Annotated in this window: 19 protein-coding genes and 1 pseudogene; 8 read left to right on the top strand and 12 right to left on the bottom strand. The window is 68.8% G+C overall.

Going from position 1 to position 20,270, the window contains the following annotated elements; all coding sequences use genetic code 11:
• Positions 1-3: 3 nt before the first annotated feature.
• Genes MHN84_RS04045 through MHN84_RS04055 form a run of 3 tightly spaced genes read right to left on the bottom strand, consistent with a single transcriptional unit; the run spans position 4 to position 5,643 of the window.
• On the bottom strand, positions 4-1,824 hold the full coding sequence (locus MHN84_RS04045; RefSeq protein WP_241203347.1) for an ABC transporter ATP-binding protein: 1,821 nt from the start codon (positions 1,822-1,824) through the stop codon (positions 4-6).
• Positions 1,821-3,692, bottom strand: a complete 1,872-nt coding sequence (locus MHN84_RS04050; RefSeq protein WP_241203348.1) for an ABC transporter ATP-binding protein — start codon at positions 3,690-3,692, stop codon at positions 1,821-1,823. Before MHN84_RS04050 ends, MHN84_RS04045 begins: the two co-directional genes overlap by 4 nt.
• Positions 3,685-5,643: an ABC transporter ATP-binding protein gene (locus MHN84_RS04055; protein ID WP_241203349.1), complete on the bottom strand. Its 1,959-nt coding sequence runs from the start codon at positions 5,641-5,643 to the stop codon at positions 3,685-3,687. The genes MHN84_RS04050 and MHN84_RS04055 overlap by 8 nt, the downstream gene beginning before the upstream one ends.
• An 86-nt stretch (positions 5,644-5,729) precedes the next feature.
• Here MHN84_RS04055 and MHN84_RS04060 point away from each other — a divergent pair, with 86 nt between their 5' ends.
• From MHN84_RS04060 to MHN84_RS04070, 3 genes are read left to right on the top strand one after another with little or no spacing between them, the layout of a single operon-like run.
• A complete protein-coding gene (locus MHN84_RS04060) occupies positions 5,730-6,500 on the top strand; it encodes a potassium channel family protein (RefSeq protein WP_241203350.1) in 771 nt (256 codons plus the stop codon).
• A 39-nt stretch (positions 6,501-6,539) separates the two neighbouring features.
• Complete coding sequence (prrA, locus tag MHN84_RS04065) at positions 6,540-7,250, top strand: two-component system response regulator PrrA (protein WP_239736230.1); 711 nt, start codon at positions 6,540-6,542, stop codon at positions 7,248-7,250.
• Positions 7,251-7,263: 13 nt separating this feature from the next.
• On the top strand, positions 7,264-8,604 hold the full coding sequence (locus MHN84_RS04070; protein ID WP_241203351.1) for a HAMP domain-containing sensor histidine kinase: 1,341 nt from the start codon (positions 7,264-7,266) through the stop codon (positions 8,602-8,604).
• A gap of 7 nt (positions 8,605-8,611) precedes the next feature.
• Here the strand turns inward: MHN84_RS04070 and MHN84_RS04075 are convergent, their stop codons facing one another.
• Together MHN84_RS04075 and MHN84_RS04080 are read right to left on the bottom strand one after the other, a co-directional pair.
• Positions 8,612-8,974, bottom strand: a complete 363-nt coding sequence (locus MHN84_RS04075; RefSeq protein ID WP_241203352.1) for an FKBP-type peptidyl-prolyl cis-trans isomerase — start codon at positions 8,972-8,974, stop codon at positions 8,612-8,614.
• A 9-nt stretch (positions 8,975-8,983) separates the two neighbouring features.
• Positions 8,984-9,721 carry an SDR family oxidoreductase gene (locus tag MHN84_RS04080; protein WP_241203545.1) on the bottom strand — a complete coding sequence of 246 codons (738 nt, stop codon included), beginning with the start codon at positions 9,719-9,721 and terminating at the stop codon, positions 8,984-8,986.
• A 43-nt stretch (positions 9,722-9,764) separates the two neighbouring features.
• Here MHN84_RS04080 and MHN84_RS04085 point away from each other — a divergent pair, with 43 nt between their 5' ends.
• Both MHN84_RS04085 and MHN84_RS04090 read left to right on the top strand, forming a co-directional pair.
• On the top strand, positions 9,765-10,013 hold the full coding sequence (locus tag MHN84_RS04085; protein WP_241203353.1) for a DUF2630 family protein: 249 nt from the start codon (positions 9,765-9,767) through the stop codon (positions 10,011-10,013).
• Positions 10,010-11,578 (top strand): NAD(P)/FAD-dependent oxidoreductase, encoded by a 1,569-nt coding sequence (locus MHN84_RS04090; protein WP_241203546.1) that lies wholly within the window; start codon positions 10,010-10,012, stop codon positions 11,576-11,578. The genes MHN84_RS04085 and MHN84_RS04090 overlap by 4 nt, the downstream gene beginning before the upstream one ends.
• On the opposite strand, the pseudogene MHN84_RS04095 reads toward MHN84_RS04090, so the two are convergent.
• The 7 genes and pseudogenes from MHN84_RS04095 to pdxH all read right to left on the bottom strand — a co-directional run.
• A pseudogene (locus MHN84_RS04095) lies at positions 11,575-11,805 on the bottom strand (HNH endonuclease); the annotation flags it as partial. The gene MHN84_RS04090 and the pseudogene MHN84_RS04095 sit on opposite strands and share 4 nt — an antisense overlap.
• A gap of 30 nt (positions 11,806-11,835) precedes the next feature.
• On the bottom strand, positions 11,836-12,255 hold the full coding sequence (locus MHN84_RS04100) for a MarR family winged helix-turn-helix transcriptional regulator (protein WP_241203354.1): 420 nt from the start codon (positions 12,253-12,255) through the stop codon (positions 11,836-11,838).
• Positions 12,245-13,678, bottom strand: coding sequence for an MFS transporter (locus MHN84_RS04105; RefSeq protein ID WP_241203547.1), 1,434 nt, complete (start codon positions 13,676-13,678; stop codon positions 12,245-12,247). Before MHN84_RS04105 ends, MHN84_RS04100 begins: the two co-directional genes overlap by 11 nt.
• A gap of 143 nt (positions 13,679-13,821) precedes the next feature.
• A complete protein-coding gene (locus MHN84_RS04110; RefSeq protein WP_241203355.1) occupies positions 13,822-15,126 on the bottom strand; it encodes a citrate synthase in 1,305 nt (434 codons plus the stop codon).
• A gap of 123 nt (positions 15,127-15,249) precedes the next feature.
• The gene (locus MHN84_RS04115) at positions 15,250-15,900 is read right to left on the bottom strand and encodes a TetR family transcriptional regulator (protein WP_241203356.1); all 651 of its coding nucleotides are present in this window, start codon (positions 15,898-15,900) and stop codon (positions 15,250-15,252) included.
• A 70-nt stretch (positions 15,901-15,970) separates the two neighbouring features.
• A complete protein-coding gene (locus MHN84_RS04120; protein ID WP_241203357.1) occupies positions 15,971-17,242 on the bottom strand; it encodes an MFS transporter in 1,272 nt (423 codons plus the stop codon).
• Positions 17,242-17,871 (bottom strand): pyridoxamine 5'-phosphate oxidase, encoded by a 630-nt coding sequence (pdxH, locus tag MHN84_RS04125; protein ID WP_241203548.1) that lies wholly within the window; start codon positions 17,869-17,871, stop codon positions 17,242-17,244. The genes MHN84_RS04120 and pdxH overlap by 1 nt, the downstream gene beginning before the upstream one ends.
• 95 nt (positions 17,872-17,966) lie before the next feature.
• Between pdxH and MHN84_RS04130 the strand changes: the two genes are divergently transcribed.
• The 3 genes from MHN84_RS04130 to MHN84_RS04140 all read left to right on the top strand — a co-directional run bounded on the left by MHN84_RS04130 (position 17,967) and on the right by MHN84_RS04140 (position 20,230).
• Positions 17,967-19,085 carry a citrate synthase 2 gene (locus tag MHN84_RS04130; RefSeq protein ID WP_241203358.1) on the top strand — a complete coding sequence of 373 codons (1,119 nt, stop codon included), beginning with the start codon at positions 17,967-17,969 and terminating at the stop codon, positions 19,083-19,085.
• Positions 19,082-19,696 carry a maleylpyruvate isomerase family mycothiol-dependent enzyme gene (locus MHN84_RS04135; RefSeq protein WP_241203359.1) on the top strand — a complete coding sequence of 205 codons (615 nt, stop codon included), beginning with the start codon at positions 19,082-19,084 and terminating at the stop codon, positions 19,694-19,696. Before MHN84_RS04130 ends, MHN84_RS04135 begins: the two co-directional genes overlap by 4 nt.
• 102 nt (positions 19,697-19,798) lie before the next feature.
• Positions 19,799-20,230 (top strand): VOC family protein, encoded by a 432-nt coding sequence (locus MHN84_RS04140; RefSeq protein WP_241203549.1) that lies wholly within the window; start codon positions 19,799-19,801, stop codon positions 20,228-20,230.
• Positions 20,231-20,270: the final 40 nt, after the last annotated feature.

The following is a 20,270-nucleotide window of genomic DNA, read 5'->3' on the forward strand; positions in this document are numbered from 1 at the left end:
GCGTCAGGCCAGCGATTGCACCCAGGACCGGTGCAGCGCGGCGTAATGCCCGCCGTCGCGGCCAGTCAGCTCCTCCGGCGAGCCGTCCTCGACGATGCGGCCGTGCTCGAGCACCAGCACCCGGTCGGCGATCTGCACGGTCGAGAGCCGGTGGGCGATCACGATCGCAGTGCGCTCGGCGAGCACCGTTTCCAGCGCCCGCTGCACCATCCGCTCACTCGGGATGTCCAGCGACGAGGTGGCCTCGTCGAGAATCAGCACCGCGGGATCGGCCAGGAACGCGCGCGCGAACGCGACCAACTGACGCTGGCCGGCCGAGAGCCGGCCACCACGCTTGGCGACGTCGGTGTCGTATCCATCGGGCAGTGCGGCGATGAAGCCGTCCGCGCCGACCGCCTCCGCCGCAGCCCGCACCTCCGCATCGGTGGCGTCGGGCTTGCCGAAGCGGATGTTGTCGGCGACCGTGCCGTCGAACATGAAGTTCTCCTGCGTCACCATGACCACGTGGCGGCGCAGCTCGGTCTGCCGCACATCGCGCAAGTCCACCCCGTCGAGGGACACGCTGCCCGACACCGGGTCGTAGAACCGGGTGACCAGCTTGGCGATCGTGGTCTTGCCCGCGCCGGTGGTGCCGACCAGGGCGACGGTCTGCCCGGCGGGAACCACGAGGTCCAGCTGCGGCAACACCGGCCGATTCGGGACGTAGGAGAACCGGACGTCGCGGAAGGCGATCTCGCCGCGCACGGTGTCGAGGGCGACGGGCTCGGCCGGGTCACCGATGCCGGGTTTCTCGGCGAGCACCCCGGCGAGCTTCTCCAGCGCCGATGACGCGGACTGGAAGGTGTTGAAGAACTGTGAGATCTCCTGCATCGGCTCGAAGAACATCCGCAGGTACAGCAAGAACGCGGCCAGCGTCCCGATCGTCATCTCGCCGTGCAGCACCCGGTACCCGCCGTAGATCAGCACGACACCGGTGGTGATGTTGCCGACGAACTTGACGCCGGGCATGAAGATCGCCAGCAGCTTGAACGTCTTCTCGTTGATGACCCGGTAGCGGTCGGCGACGTCTTCGAAGATCTGCTGGTTGCGCGGCTCCCGGCGATAGGCCTGCACCGCCTTGATGCCCGTCATGGTCTCGACGAACTGCACGATCACCAGCGCCGAGATCTCGCGCACCTCACGGTAGATCCGGGACGACTCGCGGTGGAACCACGCAACGAGCACGACCAGGATCGGGAAGGCCGCCAGACACATCAGCCCGAGTTCGGCGTCGAGCGTGATCAGCAGGATGGCGGTGCCGACAAGGGTGAGCACCGCGGTGATCAGGCTGTCGAAGCCCGTCTCCAACATGTCCTGGATGGCCTCGACGTCGTTGGTGGAGCGGCTGACCACCCGGCCCGAGGTGTAGCGATCGTGAAAGGCGATGTCGAGGCGGCCGAAATGGCGGAACACCCGTCGGCGCAGTTCCCGCAGCACGCGCTGACCGACGCGACCCGAGCGGCGCAGGAAGAACATCCGCGCACTGGCCTGTACGAGGACCACGGCGCACAGCACCCCGACGATCGTCATCAACGTCGTCGCCGGCCCACCCTGCAGCAGCGGCGGGATGCCGTTGTCGATTCCTCTCTGCACCAGGATCGGAACCGAGAGGCGCGCAACGTTTTCCACGACCACGACGACGGCGAGCGCGGCCACCGTCCACTTGTAGGGACGCAGCAGCGAGCCCAGCAGCGCGCGGGCCTCGCGGCGCCGCGGCACCGATTCGTCGATGGGGAGGTCGTCGTGCTCGTCGAAGCGTCCGCGCCAGTCCGGGGCCACACTCACGTCTGCCCCTCCAGGATCTCGTGATCCAACCGCGCCCGCTCGGCCCGCTGCTCCCAGTCGGCCTCGCGTTCACAGCCGTCGTCGAGTTCGTCGTCGGCGGCCAGCAGGTAGCGGTACGCGGGGACATCGGCCAGCAGCTCGGCGTGCGTGCCGACGTGGGTGATGGTCCCGTTCTGCAGCAGCGCCACCCGATCGGCGAGCAGCACCGTCGACGCGCGGTGGGCCACCACCACGCCGGTGACCGCGTGCAGGACGCGGCGCAGCGCCTCCTCGACGACGGCCTCGGTGTGCACGTCCAGAGCGCTCAACGTGTCGTCGAGAACCAGGATGCGCGGGGCGGCCAGAATGGCGCGCGCCAGCGAAAGACGTTGTCGCTGACCGCCCGACAGGCTCATCCCCTGCTCACCGATGCGGGTGTCCAGACCGTAGGGCAGGTCGTAGACGAACTCCGCCGCCGCCACCTCGACGGCCTGACGCAGCTCGTCGTCGGTCGCCCCGGGGTTACCGAGGCGCAGATTCTCTGCGACCGACATCGAGAACAGCGTCGGATCCTCGAACGCCGTGGCCACCGCCTTCCGCAGCGCCTCGAGACTGAGCTCGCGGATGTCCTGGGCGTCGATGCGGATCTCGCCCTCGGTCACGTCGTAGAGCCGAGACAGCAGACCCACCAGCACCGACTTGCCCGATCCGGTCGCGCCGACCAGCGCGAGCGTCTCCCCCGGCTCCACGGTCACGGTGACATGACGCAGCGCCCAGTCGTCGGAGTCCGGGAAACGGAAGCCGACGTCGACGAGCTCGAGGCGGCCTCCCCGCGGCGTCGCATCACGCGGGCCGTCGGTGATCTCGCGCGGCGCATCGAAGATCTCGGCGATGCGGTTCGCCGCGGTGAAGGACTCCTGCGTCATCGACAGCAGGAAGCCGAGCGACGCGATCGGCCACACCAGCGAGAGCATCATCGTGATGAACGCGACCAACGTGCCCATCGTCACGTAGCCGTGGCCGGCAGCGTAGGCACCGAAGCCGAGCACGAGGATCAGCGTCAGGTTCGGGATGATCTCCAGCAGCGTCCAGAACTTGGCCGACACCGACACCCGGCGCACCTGCGTCTCGTACAGATCGGTGAGTTGCTCGTCGAAGCGGTCGTAGACGTAGTCCTCGCGGCCGAAGGACTTGACCACGCGCAACCCGAGCGCGGCCTCCTCCACGTGGGTGGCTACGTGGCCGGCCTGATCCTGGGCCTGCCGTGACAGCCGCGTGTACTCCTGCTGGAAGTGCAGCACCGTCAGCGTGATCGGCACGATCGACACCAGCACCACCACACCGAGCGGCCAGTACATCGCGAGCAGGATCGCGGTGACGATGGTGATCTGCAGGATGTTGAGGATCAGGAATGTGAGCCCGAACGACATGAACCGCCGAATCGAGCTCAGGTCGTTCATGATTCGCGACAGCAGCTGACCGGACTGCCAGCGGCCGTGGAACGACATCGGCAGGATCTGCAACCGCGCGTAGAGGTCTTTGCGGATGTCGGCCTCGACGCCCATCGTCGCGCGGGCCACCAGCCATCGCCGGATGAACCACAGCGCCGCCTCGGCGATGCCCAGTCCCATCGCCGCGGCGCCCAGCGTCCACAGCCCCTGCTGGTCCTGGTGTCGCACCGGCCCGTCGATCACCGCTTTGGTCATCAACGGGATTCCGACCGTGGCACCCAGACTCGCGAAGGCCACGGTGAACATCAGGATCCAGCGCCCGCGGTACGGGAGCAGGTACGGCAGCATCCGCCACAGGTCCGAGCTGGGCCTCACCCGCCGGGGCCGCGGCGCGATCGCGGGCGCTGCGCGCAGCGCGTTGGTTCCGGAGTCAGCCACTCACAACATCTTCCCACTGCGAGCAAGTGGTTAACCCATCTAGCGAATGCGCGCGGCGGCACGGCAGGTGCGCGTGCGTGCCCGACGGCGCGCCGAACTGCGTGCGGTAGAGCTCGGCGTAGCGGCCGCCGCGCGCCAACAACTCCGGATGTGTGCCGCGCTCGACGATCTGTCCGTCTTCGACGACGAGGATCACATCGGCCGCACGGATCGTCGAGAGACGGTGGGCGATCACCAGCGACGTGCGGCCGGCCAGCGCTTCTGCGAGCGCCTGCTGCACCTTGGCCTCGGACTCGGAGTCCAGGGATGCCGTCGCCTCGTCGAGCACCACCACCCGCGGCGCGGCCAGCAGCAGGCGCGCGATGGTCAGGCGCTGACGCTGACCGCCGGAGAGCCGGTAGCCGCGCTCCCCGACGATCGTGTCGAGACCCTCGGGCATGTCGGCGACCACGGTGTCGAGCCGGGCGCGGCGCAGCGCCGCCCAGATCTCGTCATCCGTGGCCTCCGGGGCGGCGAGCGCCACGTTGGCGCGGATCGTCTCGTGGAACAGGTGCCCGTCCTGGGTGACCATGCCGACGGTGTCCTTCAGCGACGCGAAGGTCGCGTCACGCACGTCGATCCCGTTGAGGCGGACGGCCCCGGACGACACGTCGTAGAGCCGGGCCAGCAGCGATGCCGTCGTCGACTTCCCCGCCCCCGACGAGCCGACGAGCGCGATCATCTGGCCGGGCTCTGCGGTGAACGAGATACCGTGCAGCACCTCGTCGCCGCCACGATCGTCCAGCTCACTGACGTCTTCGAGCGAGGCCAGCGACACGGTGTCGGCGGCGGGATAGGCGAACCGGACGTCGTCGAACTCGACGGTGACCGGACCGTCGGGGATCTCGACCGCGTCGGGCCGCTCCTGGATCAGCGGTACCAGGTCGAGCACCTCGAAGACCCGCTCGAAGCTGACCAGTGCGGTGGCGATCTCGACGCGCGCGTTGGCCAGCGCGGTCAGCGGCGCGTAGAGGCGGGTCAGCAGCAGGGCCAGCGACACGATGGCGCCGGCCTGCAGCGTCCCACCCAGCGCCAGCGCGCCGCCCAGCCCGTACACCAGCGCGAGTGCCAGCGCCGACATCAGCGTCAGCGAGTTCATGAAGGTCGACTGCAGCATCGCGGTGCGCACCCCGATGTCGCGCACCCTGCCGGCCCGCACGCCGAACTCGCGGGACTCGGCGTCGGTGTCGCCGAACAGTTTGATCAGCGTCGCTCCCGGCGCAGAGAACCGCTCCGTCATCTGCGTGTTCATCGTCGCGTTGTGGCCCGCGGCCTCCCGCGACAGCGTCGCCATCGCCCTACCGATGCGGCGCGCGGGAAGCAGGAACAGCGGCATCAGCGCCAGCGACACCACGGTCACCTGCCAGGAGATGCTGATCATCACCGCCAGCGTCAACGTCAACGTGACGATGTTCGAGACGACGCCGGACAAGGTGTCGGAGAACGCGCGCTGCGCGCCCATCACGTCGTTGCCCAGCCGGCTCACCAGCGCACCGGTGCGTGTCCGGGTGAAGAAGGCGACCGGCATGCGCTGCACGTGATCGAACACCGCGGTACGCAGATCCAGGATCAGACCCTCGCCGATGTTCGACGACAACCATCGCGTCAGCAACGACACCGCGGCCTCGGCCAGCGCCACGCCGGCGATCACCACGGCCAGCATCACCACCGTCCCCACGGCGCCCCCGTCGGTGATCTCGTCGACCACGCGGCCCGCGAGCAAGGGCGTCGCCACCGTCAGCACCGCGCCGAGGACGCTGACCAGCAAGAACCAGCCGAGCATGCGGTGATGCCGCGCAGCGAACCGCCAGATACGCGCCATCAGCGGGCGATCTGCCAACCCGTGCAGATCACCGCCCCGGGCGTGCGTCTGCCGGTACAGCGACTGCCGGGCAACTGTTTCCAAGCTCATCTCATCACCGTAGAACCTCAACATTGGATGAGGTCAAAGCCTTCCCGGCAGGTTCAGCTCAGCTCCAACGGGTAACTTCCGATGACGTGACGGAGTCAAGACAGGCAAGACTGCAGAACTGGCAGCGTCGGACCGAGTTGCCGCTGGCCGGAGTCGCGGTGCTGTTCCTGGCCGCCTACGCCACCAGCGTGTTGGCCCGGCCCCAGGGCGCGATGGCATGGACGCTAGGCCTGATCACCGCCATCACGTGGTTCGTCTTCGTCGTCGACTACCTGGTCAGGCTGACCCTGGCCGAGAACCGCTGGCGCTGGTTCTACCGGCACCTGTTCGACCTCGCCATCGTCGTGCTGCCGATGCTGAGACCGCTGCGGCTGCTGCGATTGGTGACTTTGATCGCGGTGCTGCAACGTGCCGTCGGCGACGCCATCCGCGGGCGTGTCGTGCTCTACACGGTGTCGGGAGCGCTGCTGCTGGTGTTCGTCGCCTCGCTGGCCGTGCTCGACACCGAGAGGGGCCAACCCGGCGCGCAGATCGAGAACTTCGGCCAGGCCCTGTGGTGGTCGGTGACCACGATCACCACGGTGGGTTACGGCGACCTGACCCCGGTGACGACCACCGGGCGGATCATCGCGGTGTTCCTGATGATCGGCGGAATCAGCCTGGTCGGTTCCATCACGGCCACATTGGCGTCGTGGATCGTGCAGCGCGTGTCCGACGAGGACGAAGAGGGCCGCTCGGTGACGACTGCCCACGTCGACACACTGCTCACCGAGATCGGCGAGCTGCGCGAAGAGGTGCGACGCTTGCGCAGCGAAACCAGCGAGATCAACCGCCAGGCTGCCGCGTCGGCCCGGTAACGGGCAGGTTCCCGCAGCCTGGACCTCTCGTCAGGCAAGATTGCGGGCATGGACAGTGCAGTGGGTTCGCCCCGGGTGCTCGTGGTCGATGACGATCCCGACGTGCTGGCCTCGCTGGAGCGCGGCCTGCGTCTGTCCGGGTTCGACGTGTTCACCGCCGTCGACGGTGCCGAGGCGCTGCGCAGCGCCACCGAGACGCGACCGGACGCCATCGTGCTCGACATCAACATGCCGGTCCTCGACGGTGTGTCGGTCGTGACCGCGCTGCGTGCGATGGACAACGACGTGCCGGTCTGTGTGCTCTCGGCCCGCTCCTCCGTCGACGACCGGGTCGCGGGTCTCGAGGCCGGCGCCGACGACTATTTGGTCAAGCCGTTCGTGCTCGCCGAGCTGGTCGCCCGGGTCAAGGCGCTGCTGCGCCGGCGCGGGTCCACCGCGACGTTCTCGTCGGAGACCATCGCCGTCGGCCCGCTCGAGGTCGACATCCCCGGCCGGCGCGCCCGCGTCGACGGGGTCGACGTCGACCTCACCAAACGCGAATTCGACCTGCTGGCCGTGCTCGCCGAACACAAGACCGCCGTGCTGTCGCGGGCGCAGCTCCTCGAGTTGGTGTGGGGTTACGACTTCGCGGCCGACACCAACGTCGTCGACGTGTTCATCGGCTACCTGCGCCGCAAGCTGGAGGCCAACGGCGCACCGCGCCTGCTGCACACCGTGCGCGGTGTCGGTTTCGTGCTGCGACAGCAGTAGCGGGCAACCCGTCATGATCGTGGTGTCGCGCATCTTCCGACGCACGCCGTCGCTGCGCACCCGCGTGGCATTCGCCACCGCGATCGCCGCGGCCATCGTCGTCGGCATCGTCGGTACGGTCGTCTGGGTCGGCATCACCCAGGACCGCAAGGAGCGCCTCGACCGTCGGCTCGACGAAGCCGCCGGCTTCGCGATCCCGTTCCTGCCGCGCGGCCTGGACGAGATCCCGCCGTCGCCCAACGACCAGGACGCCGTCATCACCGTCCGGCGCGCCGACGGCCAGGTGACCTCGAACTCCGTCGTACTGCCCGAACTGCCACCCGGCTACGCCGACACCACGGTCGACGGGGTGCGCTACCGGGTGCGCACCGTCGAGCTGTCCACGCCCGAGCCGATGTCGGTGGCCGTCGGCGCCACCTACGACGCGACGATCACCGACACCAACAACCTGCACCGGCGGGTGTTGATCATCTGCACGATGGCGGTGGGCGCGGCGACGTTCGGCGGGTGGCTGCTCGCGGCGTTCGCGGTGCGGCCGTTCAAGCGGCTGGCTCAGCAGACCCGCCAGATCGAGGCGGGTGACGAAGCGCCCGACATCGACATCCGCGGCGCCACCGAGGCCGTCGAGATCGCGGACGCCATCAAGGGTCTCGTCGGCCGCGTATGGGAAGAACAGGGCCGCACCAAGGCGGCGTTGGCCTCGGCCCGCGACTTCGCGTCGGTCTCGGCCCACGAACTGCGGACCCCGCTGACCGCGATGCGGACCAACCTGGAAGTGCTCGCGACGCTCGACCTCGCCGAGGAACAGCGCAAGGAGGTCGTCGGCGACGTCATCCGCACCCAGACCCGGATCGAGGCCACGCTCGGCGCGCTGGAGCGGCTGGCGCAAGGAGAATTGTCCACCGAGGACGACCATGTGCCCGTCGACATCACCGAACTCCTGGACCGGGCCGCGCACGACGCGATGCGGGTGTATCCCGATCTGGAGGTGTCGCTGGTGCCTGCGCCGACGGTGATCATCGTCGGGTTGCCCGCAGGCTTGCGGCTGGCGGTCGACAACGCGATCGCCAATGCGGTCAAGCACGGCGGCGCGACCCGCGTGCAGCTGTCCGCGGTCAGCTCGCGAGCGGGAGTGGAGATCGCGATCGACGACGACGGCGTCGGCGTGCCCGAGGAGGAGCGCACGGTGGTGTTCGAGCGGTTCTCCCGGGGCTCGACGGCGTCGCACTCCGGCTCAGGCCTCGGGTTGGCGCTGGTGGCTCAGCAGGCCGACTTGCACGGCGGCACAGCGGCATTGGAGGCGAGCCCGCTGGGCGGGGCGCGCCTGCTGCTGCGGCTGCCGGGGCCGAGCTAGTTTTCGGCTAGCGCGTGCCGAGCAGGTCGATGACGAAGATGAGGGTCTTGCCCGACAGGCGGTGTCCGCCGCCGGCCGGACCGTAGGCCTGCTCCGGCGGGATCGTCAGCTTGCGCCGGCCGCCGACCTTCATCCCCGGGATGCCGTCCTGCCAGCCCTGGATCAATCCGCGCAACGGGAACTCGATCGACTCACCACGGTTCCAGGAGCTGTCGAACTCCTCGCCGGTGTCGTACTCGACGCCCAGGTAGTGCACTTCCACGTTCGCACCCGGGACCGCTTCGGGGCCGTCGCCGACGACGATGTCTTCGATCACCAACTCGGTGGGTGCCGGGCCGTCGGGGAAATCGATCTCGGGTTTGGTCGCCATCCGCCCACCCTAGCCCGGCGACCTGACCTCCTCGGGCTGCAGCCACTCGGTGGGCCGCAGCAGCACCACCTCCGGCAGGATGCACGCCGCCGACAACCGTGTCGTCATCCGCACGACCTCCGCCACGTCGCGCGGCGTGATCATCGTCGACGCCTCGATGGCGCTGCGGTAGACGTCGGCCATCGCCGTGTCGACCAGGCCCGGGCAGATCGCGGTGGCCTTGATGCCCGAGGTAGCGAGCTCGTCGTGCAGCGACTCGGTGAACCCCACGACGGCGGCCTTGGTCGCCGAATACGACGACAGCGTGGCCTCGCCGCGCTTGCCCGCATTGGACGCCGTGTTCACGATCTGCGCCTGTTTGCGCTGGCGCACAGCCTCTTTCAGCAGCGGTTGGCACTTCGCGGTCAGCAGCACGACGGCGCGGATGTTGACGGCCAGTTGCGCGTCGAGGAAGTCCGCGGTGATGTCGGCGACGGCCCGGTTCCCGGCGATCCCCGCGTTGTTCACCAGCAGGTCCAGTGACCCGTGCCGCTCGGTATGGAATGCGACCACCTCGTCGAGGAAGGAGTCCTCGGCCAGCGATCCGGCGATCGTGTGGACGGCCGACCCGCCGAGCGACGCGGCCACCGCGGCCAGCTTCGCCGGGTCGCGGCCCACCAGGGTCAGGGCATATCCCTCCTCGTGCAGGGCCGCCGCGATCGCCGCTCCGATACCGCCCGACGCCCCCGTCACCAGGGCACTACGCATGGTCACCGGTTCATTAGATCGCGCCGGGGGGCAGACTGTAGGCGTGGCCAACGACGAAGACATCCTTGCCCAGGTGAATCAGCTCGTCGCGGAGGAGAAAGACCTCCGCTCCAAGCTGCAGCACCATGAGATCGACGAGTCCGAAGAGCACCAGCGGTTACGCGCGGTGGAGGTCCAACTCGACCAGTGCTGGGACCTGCTGCGCCAGCGGCGAGCCCTCCGCGAGACCGGCGGCGACCCGACCGCAGCGCAGGTGCGTCCGGCCGACGAGGTCGAGGGCTACCTGAACTGAGCAGCGCCACGGACCCCCGCGCCGACGTCGTCATCGTCGGCGGCGGGCACAACGGCCTGGTGGCGGCCGGTTACCTCGCCCGGGCCGGTCGCCGCGTGCGTCTCCTGGAACGTCTCGACCACGTCGGCGGCGCCGCGGTGTCGGCGTACGCGTTCGACGGCGTCGACGCGCGACTGTCGCGGTACTCCTATCTGGTGAGCTTGCTGCCGCAGCGCATCATCGACGACCTCGGGGTGCGTGTCCGCCTCGTGCGGCGGCGCTGGTCGTCCTACACACCGGACCCGGCGTCGGGCGGCCGCACCGGACTGCTGGTCGGCCCGGCCTCGACGTTCGGCGCGGTGGGCGCCGCCGACGACGAGGCGGGCTTCGACGCCTTCTACCGGCGCTGCAACAGCCTGACGTCACGGGTGTGGCCGACGCTGACGGAGCCGTTGCGAACCCGTTCGGATCTGCGCCGGCACGTCGTGAGTGTCGCCGGAGCCGATGCGGAATGGGCCTGGCGTGCTGTTGTCGAGGAGCCGGTCGGTGCGGCGATCACCTCGGCGGTGCGCCACGATCTGGTCCGCGGGGTGATGGCCACCGACGCGCTGATCGGAACCTTCGCCGCGCTCGAGGATCCGGCGCTGCAGCAGAACGTGTGCTTCCTGTATCACCTGATCGGCGGCGGCACCGGGGACTGGGATGTGCCGGTCGGCGGGATGGGCGCGGTCAGCGGAGCGCTCGCCGCGGCAGCTGCGGGTTTCGGCGCCGAGATCCTGACCGGAGCGGAGGTCGAGTCGATCACGCCCGACGGCGAGGTGCGCTACCGCCACGGTGGTACGCAACATCTCGTCGCCGCCGACCACGTCCTGGCCAATGTCACACCGGCCGTGCTGGCCCGACTGCTCGGCGAAGCCGCACCCGACGTCGCACCCGGTGCGCAGGTGAAGGTGAACCTGATGCTGCGGCGGCTCCCCCGTCTGCGTGACGACAGCGTCACCGTCGAGCAGGCCTTCGGCGGCACCTTCCACATCAACGAGACCTACAGCCAACTCGATTCGGCGTACCGGCAAGCTTTCGACGGCGTCGTGCCCGAACCTCTCCCGTGTGAGATCTACTGCCATTCGCTGGCGGACCCGACGATCCTGTCGGATGAGCTGCGCGCCTCGGGAGCGCAGACGCTGACGGTCTTCGGGCTGCACACACCTCACCACCTGATGACCACCGGCACTCCGGAGCGCCTTCGCGACACGCTGACGTCGGCGGTGCTGACATCACTGAATTCGGTTCTCGCCGAACCGATTCACGATGTCCTGATGGAGGACGCCGCGGGCCGGCTGTGCATCGAGACCAAGACGACAGCGGACCTCGACGATGCGTTGGGCATGACCAACGGCCACATCTTCCACGGTGCGTTGTCGTGGCCCTTCGCCGAGGACGACGACGAGTTGTCTACGCCGGCGCAACGCTGGGGGGTAGCCACCGCGCACGAGCGAATCCTGCTGTGCGGGTCGGGATCTCGCCGCGGTGGCGCCGTCTCGGGCATCGGGGGGCACAACGCGGCGATGGCGGTACTGGGCCGCTAGCTGGCTGATCCGGGTTCGTAGGGCTGGTGCCACCACCGCTGGGCGCGTTCGCCCGTGGCGCCGGGGCACGGTGCGACGTCGGGCGGTGGCTGAGTCGGGGTGCGGGCCAGCGACGCGGAGGTCAGGGCGCGGCCGGCGGCGTCGGTGACCACGAGCTGGTCGGCGGGCCCGGTGATCGTGATCAGGCCGCGGTGATGGGCCCGATGGTGATACGGACACACCAGCGCGGATGAAAACGGCTCTGGGGATAGACCACCTCAGCGGCCCGCGAGCTTGTCCAACAGCGACCGCAGTGTCGCCAGATCGTCGGCGCCGAGATCGGTCAGCATCGGCGGTGCCGGGTCACGGACGTCGTCGATGGTGCGCACCAGCTCGCGCCCCGCATCGGTCAGCGACACCACCTTGCAGCGCCTGTTCTGCGGGTTGACCTCGCGGACCACGAGTCCACGCTCCTCCAGGTCGTTGATCGCGACCGTCGCGGCGGGTGCGTCGATGGTCGCTGCCGCGGCGATGTCCTTCACCGTCATCGGAGCCCGGCGCAGACGCATCAGGATGCGTACCCGGCTGAACGGCAGCCCCGAGCGGTCCACCACGAGACGCTTCCATCCGTCGAGGTTGTCCATGACGAGGGCGGACATGTCGCGCCACACCGCGTCGGCCATCGACTCACCGGACATGAGCACCCACCGGCGTCGGCGTTCCGGCAATCAGCGGCGCCAACCGGTCGGCGGACCGCTGCGCGCGTTGCGAGGTGGAGAACACTCCGAGCGCCAGGATCACCAACCCCAGCGCGACGCAGACGAACCACAACGGTCGGGCGGCCGTCGCGAAATCGGCGCCGCCCATCGTGATCGCCGAGCCGGCGACCGAACCGCACAGCGCCACACCGACACTGACGCCGACCTGCCGGCTCGTCGACGTGACCGCCGACGCGGCTCCGGCGCGATCCAACGGCATTCCGCTGACCGCCGCGTTCGTGATCGGGGCGTTGACCATGGCGAACCCGATGCCGAAGACGGCGAACACGATGACCAGCCACCACACCGGGGTGGAGCCCGTCAGGAAGGTCAGCATCGTCGCGGCCACCGCGATCATTGTCCCGGCGATCACCAGCGAGGGGCGCGCGCCGAACCGGCCGACCAGGCGACCCGACAGCGGAGAGAAGATCAGGGCACCGATCGCGATGGGCAGGTAGATCAGGCCGGTGTGCATCGCCGAGTAGCCGCGCTCGCCCTGCAGGTAGAGCGACATCATGAACAGGAACGCACCCCAGGCGGAGAAGGCGCTGACCGCAGAGATGGTGGCCGAACTGAACGGGATGCTGCGGAAGAAACGCAGATCCAAGAAGGGGTCGTGGCGCCGTGATTCGTAACGCAGGAACGCGGCCAGTGCCACCGCAGCGGCGACGGCGGTGCCGACGACCCGGGGATGCGACCAGCCCAGCACCGGACCTTCGATGAGGGTGTAGACCACGCCGAACAGTGTGATGACGGCCAACAGCTGCCCGACCGGATCGACGCTGCGCATGGTCGCCGACTTGGTCTCGGGAACGAAGACGGCCGTGAGGATCAGGGCACCGGCGCAGATCGGCAGGTTGATCCAGAACACCGAGCGCCAGCCGATCGTCTCGATGAGCAGGCCGCCGACGATGGGCCCGGCTGCCATCGAGATGCCGGTCACCCCACCCCAGATGCCGAGCGCCCGGGCCCGCTCTTGGGGTTTGACGAAGATCTGCGAAATGATGGACAGCGCAACTGGATTCATCATCGAGCCGCCTATTCCCTGCAGGAAGCGGGCACCGATCAGCGCGTCGATGCTGGGCGCGAGGCTGCAGGCCAGCGAGCCCAGCGCGAACAGGCCCAAACCGATCTGGAACACGCGCCTGCGGCCGAACCGGTCACCGGTGGCACCGGAGAGCATCAACAGCGAGGCCAGGACCAGCGTGTAGATGTCGAGCACCCACTGCATCTGCGACGGTGACGCCGAGAGATCGGTGCGGATCGACGGAATAGCGACGTTGACGATCGTGGCGTCCATCGACACGATCAGCAGGCTCAGGCAGCAGGACACCAGGACGATCATCTTGCGCCGCTGCGTCAGCGTGCCGACAGTTTCATTCACACAACTATTGTGAAACTACAACCTTCGGGTGAGCAAGCCAAATCCCGTGACGAATTCGACATAATGGCGAAGATCACTCGCCTTTTGGCGCCCGAACGTCGGTTTGGGCGAAAAGGGAAACGCTAGCGGGCGCCGAGGTCGGTGTAGTCGCGCTCGGTGTAGCCGGTGTAGATCTGCCGCGGCCGGCCGATCTTGTTGGGCTCGCCGTGCATCTCCCGCCAGTGCGCAATCCACCCCGGGAGCCGGCCCAGCGCGAAGAGCACCGTGAACATCCGCGTCGGGAAGCCCATGGCCCGATAGATCACGCCGGTGTAGTAGTCGACGTTCGGGTAGAGCTTGCGCTCGACGAAGAAGTCGTCGGTCAGCGCGATCTCCTCGAGCTCCTTGGCGATGTCGAGCAGCTCGTCCTGCACGCCGATCTTGCCCAGGATCTTGTCGGCCTGCTCCTTGACGATTCGCGCCCGCGGGTCGTAGTTCTTGTACACGCGATGGCCGAAGCCCATCAGCTTGACGCCGTCCTCGCGGTTCTTGACCTTCTTGACGAACGTCGCGACGTCGTCGTCACCCTTGCGGATCTTCTCGAGCATCTCCAGCACGGCCTGGTTGGCGCCGCCGTGCAGCGGGCCCCACAGCGCGTTGATGCCGCCGGAGATCGACGTGAACAGGTTGGCCTGCGAGGAACCGACCAGACGCACCGTCGACGTCGAGCAATTCTGCTCGTGGTCGGCGTGCAGGATGAACAACATGTCGAGTGCGCGCACGAGCTCGGGGTCGACCTCGTAGGGCTCGGCGGGGAACCCGAACGTCATCCGCAGGAAGTTCTCCACCAGCGTCAGCGAGTTGTCCGGATACAGGAACGGCTGGCCCTCGGACTTCTTGTAGGCATACGCCGCGATCGTGGGCAGCTTGGCCAGCAGCCGGATGGTCGAGAGCTCCACCTGCTGCGGGTTGAACGGGTCCAGCGAATCCGGGTAGTAGGCGCTCAGCGCGTTCACCGCGCTGGAGAGCACCGGCATCGGGTGCGCATCACGGGGGAAGCCGTCGAAGAACCGCTTGAGGTCCTCGTGCAGCAGGGTGTGCCGCTGGATCTGGGTGGTGAACTTCTCCAGCTGATCGGCGGTGGGCAGTTCGCCGTAGAGCAGCAGGTAGCTGACCTCGATGAAGCTGGACTTCTCGGCGAGCTGCTCGATCGGATACCCGCGGTAGCGCAGGATGCCGGCATCCCCGTCGATGTAGGTGATCGCACTCTTGGTCGACGACGTGTTGACGAAACCGCCGTCGAAGGTGGTGTAGCCGGTCTTGGCCAGCAGAGACCCGAGCGCGATGCCGTCAGCACCCTCGGTCGCTTTGACGATGTCGAGTTCCAACTCCCCGCCGGGGTAGGACAGGGTGGCGTGCTCTTTCCCGGTTTCGGCGTTATCGGCCACTGGGATCCCTTCGGGTCGGTTCTCACGGGCTCGGGGAGGTCTTACTGCAAGTCTGACTACAGAAGGTAGTCCCATTCCGACGGGCACGCCCGCGGGGGTCGCCGAGGCCGGGTCACGTCGGGATCACACGGGTTGCCCGACCCCCGCAAACTCGACCATGAAGTCCGCGTAGACCGACTCGAACGCGGCGACACACGCGTCCACGTCGACATTGACCAGCCTCGACGTCTGGCCCATGACCTCCTGCAGCGCGGTCATCAACACGCCGCCGAACACGGCCGCTATCAACCTGACCCGCCGGTCGTCGACCGGCACCCCCACGCGGTCGGCGATCGCCACGTCCACCGGGCTGGCACGGAACTCCACGACGGCCTGCTGCAGCGTCGACGACGACGAGGTGATCCGCAGGATCTGCATGAACCGGTACGACGTCAGGGCACCCGCAGGCGCCAGCTTGGTGCTCTGCGCCATCCCGATGTAGGACCGGCGGAGCGCCTCGAAGTGACTGATCTCCGGTGGCTGGGTGAGCAGCTCGGCGGCCACCCGGTCGAGCACTTCGTCGATCAGGGCGAGCGCGATCGCATCCTTGGTGGCGAAGTACCGGCTGAAGGTGCGCGGCGAGACGTCAGCGCTCGCAGCGATCTGATCGACCGTCGTCCCGTCGAATCCCTGCCGATCGCACAGCGCGATCGCGGCGTCCATCAGCGTGGCGCGGGTACGGCGCTTCTTGCGCTCGCGAAGCCCGAGCACGGGCTCCCCCCTGACATCACCCACGAAAAGGGATGCTAATCGGCCCGGAGGCGTCGCGAGGGGGGATTGAACTGCAGATTCGCCGACCGCTCGATCACCGGACCCCGGGTACCCGATAGCGGATGAACGCCGGTACCGCGAGCGCCGCGAGCACCACCCCGATCACCACGAGCACGCCGCCTCCCGCCGCGGCGACGGTCGTGCCGACAGCGGCGGCCACCGCCCCGTGGGCGGCGTCAGCCAGCCGGGGCCCGCCGGCGACCACGACGGTGAAGACGCCCTGCAGGCGCCCGCGCAGCTCGTCCGACGCCGCCTCCTGCAGGATCGTCGACCGGAACGCCGCGGACACCATGTCGGCCGCACCACCGAAAGCCAAGCATCCCAACGCAATCCACAGCATCACCCCCGCAGCCCCGTTGGCCGCCCCGGCCGCCAGGCCGAAGCCCACCATCGCCAGACCCCAGGCCACGATCGCGCCGACCACCGCAAGCCCCTGCCGGCGGATACGGGGCAGCCAGCCGGAGAAGATGCCGCCTGCCACCGCGCCCGCCGACATCGCGGCCGCCAGCAGCGCCATCGTCGTGCCGCCCGTCACCGGACCACCGAAGCTCTCGTGGGCCATCTGCGGGAACAATGCCCGCGGCATACCGAAGATCATCGCGATCAGATCGACCACGAACGACATCAGCACGACGCGGTTGCCGGCGAGGTAGCGGAAGCCGTCGAGCACTGCGCCCAGACCGTAGCCCGGCGCGCCCTCTCCGGTCAGCGACGGCGGCATCGGGGTCAGCCGGACCGTCGCCCACACCGCGGCGAGACAGGTCAGCGTGTCGATGAGGTAGAGCGCCGACAGGTCGACCCAGTGCAGGAGTACACCCGCCAGCAGCGGGCCGGCGATCGCGCCGAACTGCATGACCGTCATGTTCAGCGCGTTGGCCGCGGGCAACTGACCGATGGGCAGCATCCGCGGGATCGCCGCCGAACGGGTCGGCGAGTTCACCGCGAAGAACGCCTGCTGCACCGACAGCAGGCTCAGCACGACCCAGACGCTGTTGATCGCCAGCGCCGCCTGCAGCCACAGCAGCGCGGAGGAGACCGTCAGCCCGGTGGAGGTGATGATCAGCAGCTTCCGGCGATCCATCGCATCAGCCCAGGCGCCTCCCCACAGCCCGAACACGACGAGCGGCACGAGCGCGAACAGTCCGGCCAGACCGACGTAGAGCGAATTCTGGGTCAGCGCGTACAGCTGGACCGGGACCGCGAAGATCGTCAGGTTGGCACCGACCACCGTGACGATGCCGGCAGACCAGAGCCGCCGGAAGTCCGGGGTCTGCAGCGGCGTCGTGTCGGCGAAGAGCCGCCCCACTACGGTTGGAGGCGTTCGACGCGACCCTCGCGCACGCGAATCCTGTTGTGCAGACGGTTCTCCCGGCCCTGCCAGAACTCGATCTCCTCGGGCGCGATGACATAGCCACCCCAGTGCGGCGGGACGGGCACCGTCTCGGTGTCGGCGAACCGTTCGGTGACCTCGGCGAGCTGGCGGCGCAGCGCATCGCGCGAGGCGATCGGGCTGCTCTGCGCCGAGGCCCACGCCCCCAGCTGGGAGCCCCGCGGGCGTTCCGCCCAGTAGGCGGCGGTCTCGGCGGCCGACACCTTGGTCACCGGCCCGCGGACGTGTACCTGCCTGCTGAGCGAGTACCAGGGGAACGTCGCCGAGGCATACGGCACGGCCGCCAGCTGGCCACCCTTGGCCGACTCGTAATTCGTGTAGAAGGTGAGGCCCGATGCGGTCACGCTCTTGCACAACACGGTGCGGGTGACGGGTCTTCCCGCCGCGTCGACCGTGCCGACGACCATCGCGTTCGGTTCGACGACCCCGGCCTGCTCGGCGTCGGCCAACCAGCTGGTCAGCAGCGCGAGCCAGCCCTGGTCGAGCCAGTTCTCCTCGAGGTCGGCGCTGCCGTCCTTCTCGACCGACCCGTACTCCACCCGCATGCGCGCGAGGTGATCCGATGTGCTCACGCGATCACGCTACGCCCGGGGTACGACTGGCAGTTTCGGCGGCGGGGGGTGGTGCAAGAATCACGCCCATGACTGCGGTTCCCAAGGATTTCGCCCCCGGGCTCGCGGGCGTGGTGGCGTTCGAGACCGAGATCGCCGAACCCGACAAGGACGGTGGCGCGCTGCGCTATCGCGGTGTCGACATCGACGATCTGGTGGCGAACCGGGTGAGCTTCGGCGACGTCTGGGGCCTGCTGGTCGACGGCCGGTTCGGGCCGGGTCTCGCGCCCGCCGAACCGTTCCCGCTGCCGGTGCACAGCGGCGACGTCCGCGTCGACGTCCAGGCCGGTCTGGCGATGCTGGCACCCATCTGGGGTCTGAAGCCGCTGCTGGACATCGACGACCAGACCGCGCGCGATGACCTGGCGCGGGTGTCGGTGATGGGACTGTCCTACGTGGCGCAATCCGCGCGCGGTATCGGGGTGCCTGCCGTCCCCCAGCGTCTGATCGACGAATGCCCCACGGTCACTGCACGATTCATGACGCGGTGGCAGGGGGAACCGGATCCGCGCCACATCGAGGCCATCGACGCCTACTGGGTGAGCGCCGCCGAGCACGGCATGAACGCCTCGACGTTCACCGCGCGCGTCATCGCATCGACCGGTGCCGACGTGGCGGCCGCATTGTCCGGCGCCGTCGGGGCGATGAGCGGTCCGCTGCACGGCGGCGCACCCGCCCGCGTGATCCCGATGATCGAAGAGGCCGAACGCACCGGCGACGCCCGCGCCGTCATCACCGGAATCCTGGACCGCAACGAGAAGCTGATGGGGTTCGGTCACCGCGTGTACCGGGCCGAGGACCCCCGGGCCCGGGTCCTGCGGGCCACCGCCAAGCGACTCGACGCGCCGCGTTACGACGTGGCCGCCGCGCTGGAACAGGCCGCGCTCACCGAGCTGCGGGAACGCAGGCCCGACCGCGCGATCGAGACCAACGTGGAGTTCTGGGCCGCCGTGATCCTCGATTTCGCGCAGGTGCCGCCGGCGATGATGCCCGCGATGTTCACCTGCGGCCGCACCGCGGGCTGGTGCGCCCACATCCTCGAACAGAAGCGTCTCGGCAAGCTGGTGCGGCCGTCGGCGATCTACGTCGGTCCGGCGCCGCGAAGCCTCGAGTCGGTCGACGGCTGGGATTCCCTGGCCCGGCCATGACCACCGAACGGACCGTTTTCGCCTCCGCTGCAAGCTATTTCGCAGCCCTCGTGCGGCAGATTCCCGCGGATCGATGGGATGCGCCGGGGCTCGGCGACTGGACGGTGCGCGACCTGGTCGGGCACACGTCGCGTTCGCTGATCACCGTCAGCACGTATCTGCGCACCACCGCGTCCCACGAGGACGTCGCCGAACCCGCCGACTACTACGTGCGCATCAAGGACTACGCCGCCGGTGTGGGCGCCGAGGCGATCGTGGAGCGCGGCCGGCAGGCAGGCCGTGACCTCGGGCCGGACCCCGTCGCAACGATCGACACCCTGGTCGACCGCGTGCTCGGCGAGATCGACGCCGCCGGCGACCCGCTGATCGAGGTGATCGGCGGACTCGGCCTACGGCTGAACACGTACCTGCCGACGCGGACCTTCGAGATCGCGGTGCACGGTCTCGACATCGCCGCCGCGGTCGGGCTCACCGTGGACCCGCCGGTGGAGGTGCTTGCCGAGGCTGCCGCTCTGGCCGGCCGCATCGGAGCGCATCTGGGGCAGGGCCCGGCGATGCTGCTGGCGTTGACCGGGCGTGCTGCCCTGCCATCGAGCTTCTCCGTCGTCTGAGCCGATGAGTTCTGCACGCCGGCACGGTCAGTACGGACAGCCAACCGGCCACCAGAGAAGGAGATATCCGTGGCATCCGACAAGGCCCTCGACAACACCCCGATGCTCGTTCCCCACCTCGTCGTCGGCGACGCCGCCGCGGCGCTGGATTTCTATGCCCGCGCCTTCGGCGCCGAGGAGATGGTGCGGCTGCCCGGCCCCGACGGGAAGCTGATGCACGCCTGCATACGGATCAACGGGTCGATGGTGTTCCTCAACGACGACTTCCCCGAGTACAACGACGGCGTCTCGGCCACCCCCACCGCGCTGGGCGGCACGCCGGTCACCCTGCACCTGCACGGCGCCGACGTCGACGGTCGGTTCCAGCGGGCGCTCGACGCGGGCGCCACCGTCGTCAACCCTCTCGAAGACCAGTTCTGGGGTGACCGCTACGGGGTGGTGCGCGATCCGTTCGGCCACCACTGGGCGCTCGCCGAGTCGGTACGGGAGGTCGACGTCACCGAGATCGCCGCGCAGATGAGCAGCGACGCCTGAGGTTCCCCTGGTGTGTTTGCCAGGCTAGATGGGACAGGCC

The organism is Mycobacterium sp. PSTR-4-N (assembly GCF_022348085.1).
In the GTDB taxonomy this organism is placed as follows: Bacteria; Actinomycetota; Actinomycetes; order Mycobacteriales; family Mycobacteriaceae; genus Mycobacterium.

Excerpts from the sequence above, each read along its gene's own strand:
- MHN84_RS04055 (WP_241203349.1), bottom strand. The coding sequence starts at position 5,643 with ATGAGCTTGGAAACAGTTGCCCGGCAGTCGCTGTACCGGCAGACGCAC.
- MHN84_RS04070 (WP_241203351.1), top strand. The coding sequence starts at position 7,264 with ATGATCGTGGTGTCGCGCATCTTCCGACGCACGCCGTCGCTGCGCACC.
- MHN84_RS04075 (WP_241203352.1), bottom strand. The coding sequence starts at position 8,974 with ATGGCGACCAAACCCGAGATCGATTTCCCCGACGGCCCGGCACCCACC.
- MHN84_RS04080 (WP_241203545.1), bottom strand. The coding sequence starts at position 9,721 with ATGCGTAGTGCCCTGGTGACGGGGGCGTCGGGCGGTATCGGAGCGGCG.
- MHN84_RS04100 (WP_241203354.1), bottom strand. The coding sequence starts at position 12,255 with ATGTCCGGTGAGTCGATGGCCGACGCGGTGTGGCGCGACATGTCCGCC.
- pdxH (WP_241203548.1), bottom strand. The coding sequence starts at position 17,871 with ATGCGGGTGGAGTACGGGTCGGTCGAGAAGGACGGCAGCGCCGACCTC.
- MHN84_RS04130 (WP_241203358.1), top strand. The coding sequence starts at position 17,967 with ATGACTGCGGTTCCCAAGGATTTCGCCCCCGGGCTCGCGGGCGTGGTG.
- MHN84_RS04135 (WP_241203359.1), top strand. The coding sequence starts at position 19,082 with ATGACCACCGAACGGACCGTTTTCGCCTCCGCTGCAAGCTATTTCGCA.
- MHN84_RS04140 (WP_241203549.1), top strand. The coding sequence starts at position 19,799 with ATGCTCGTTCCCCACCTCGTCGTCGGCGACGCCGCCGCGGCGCTGGAT.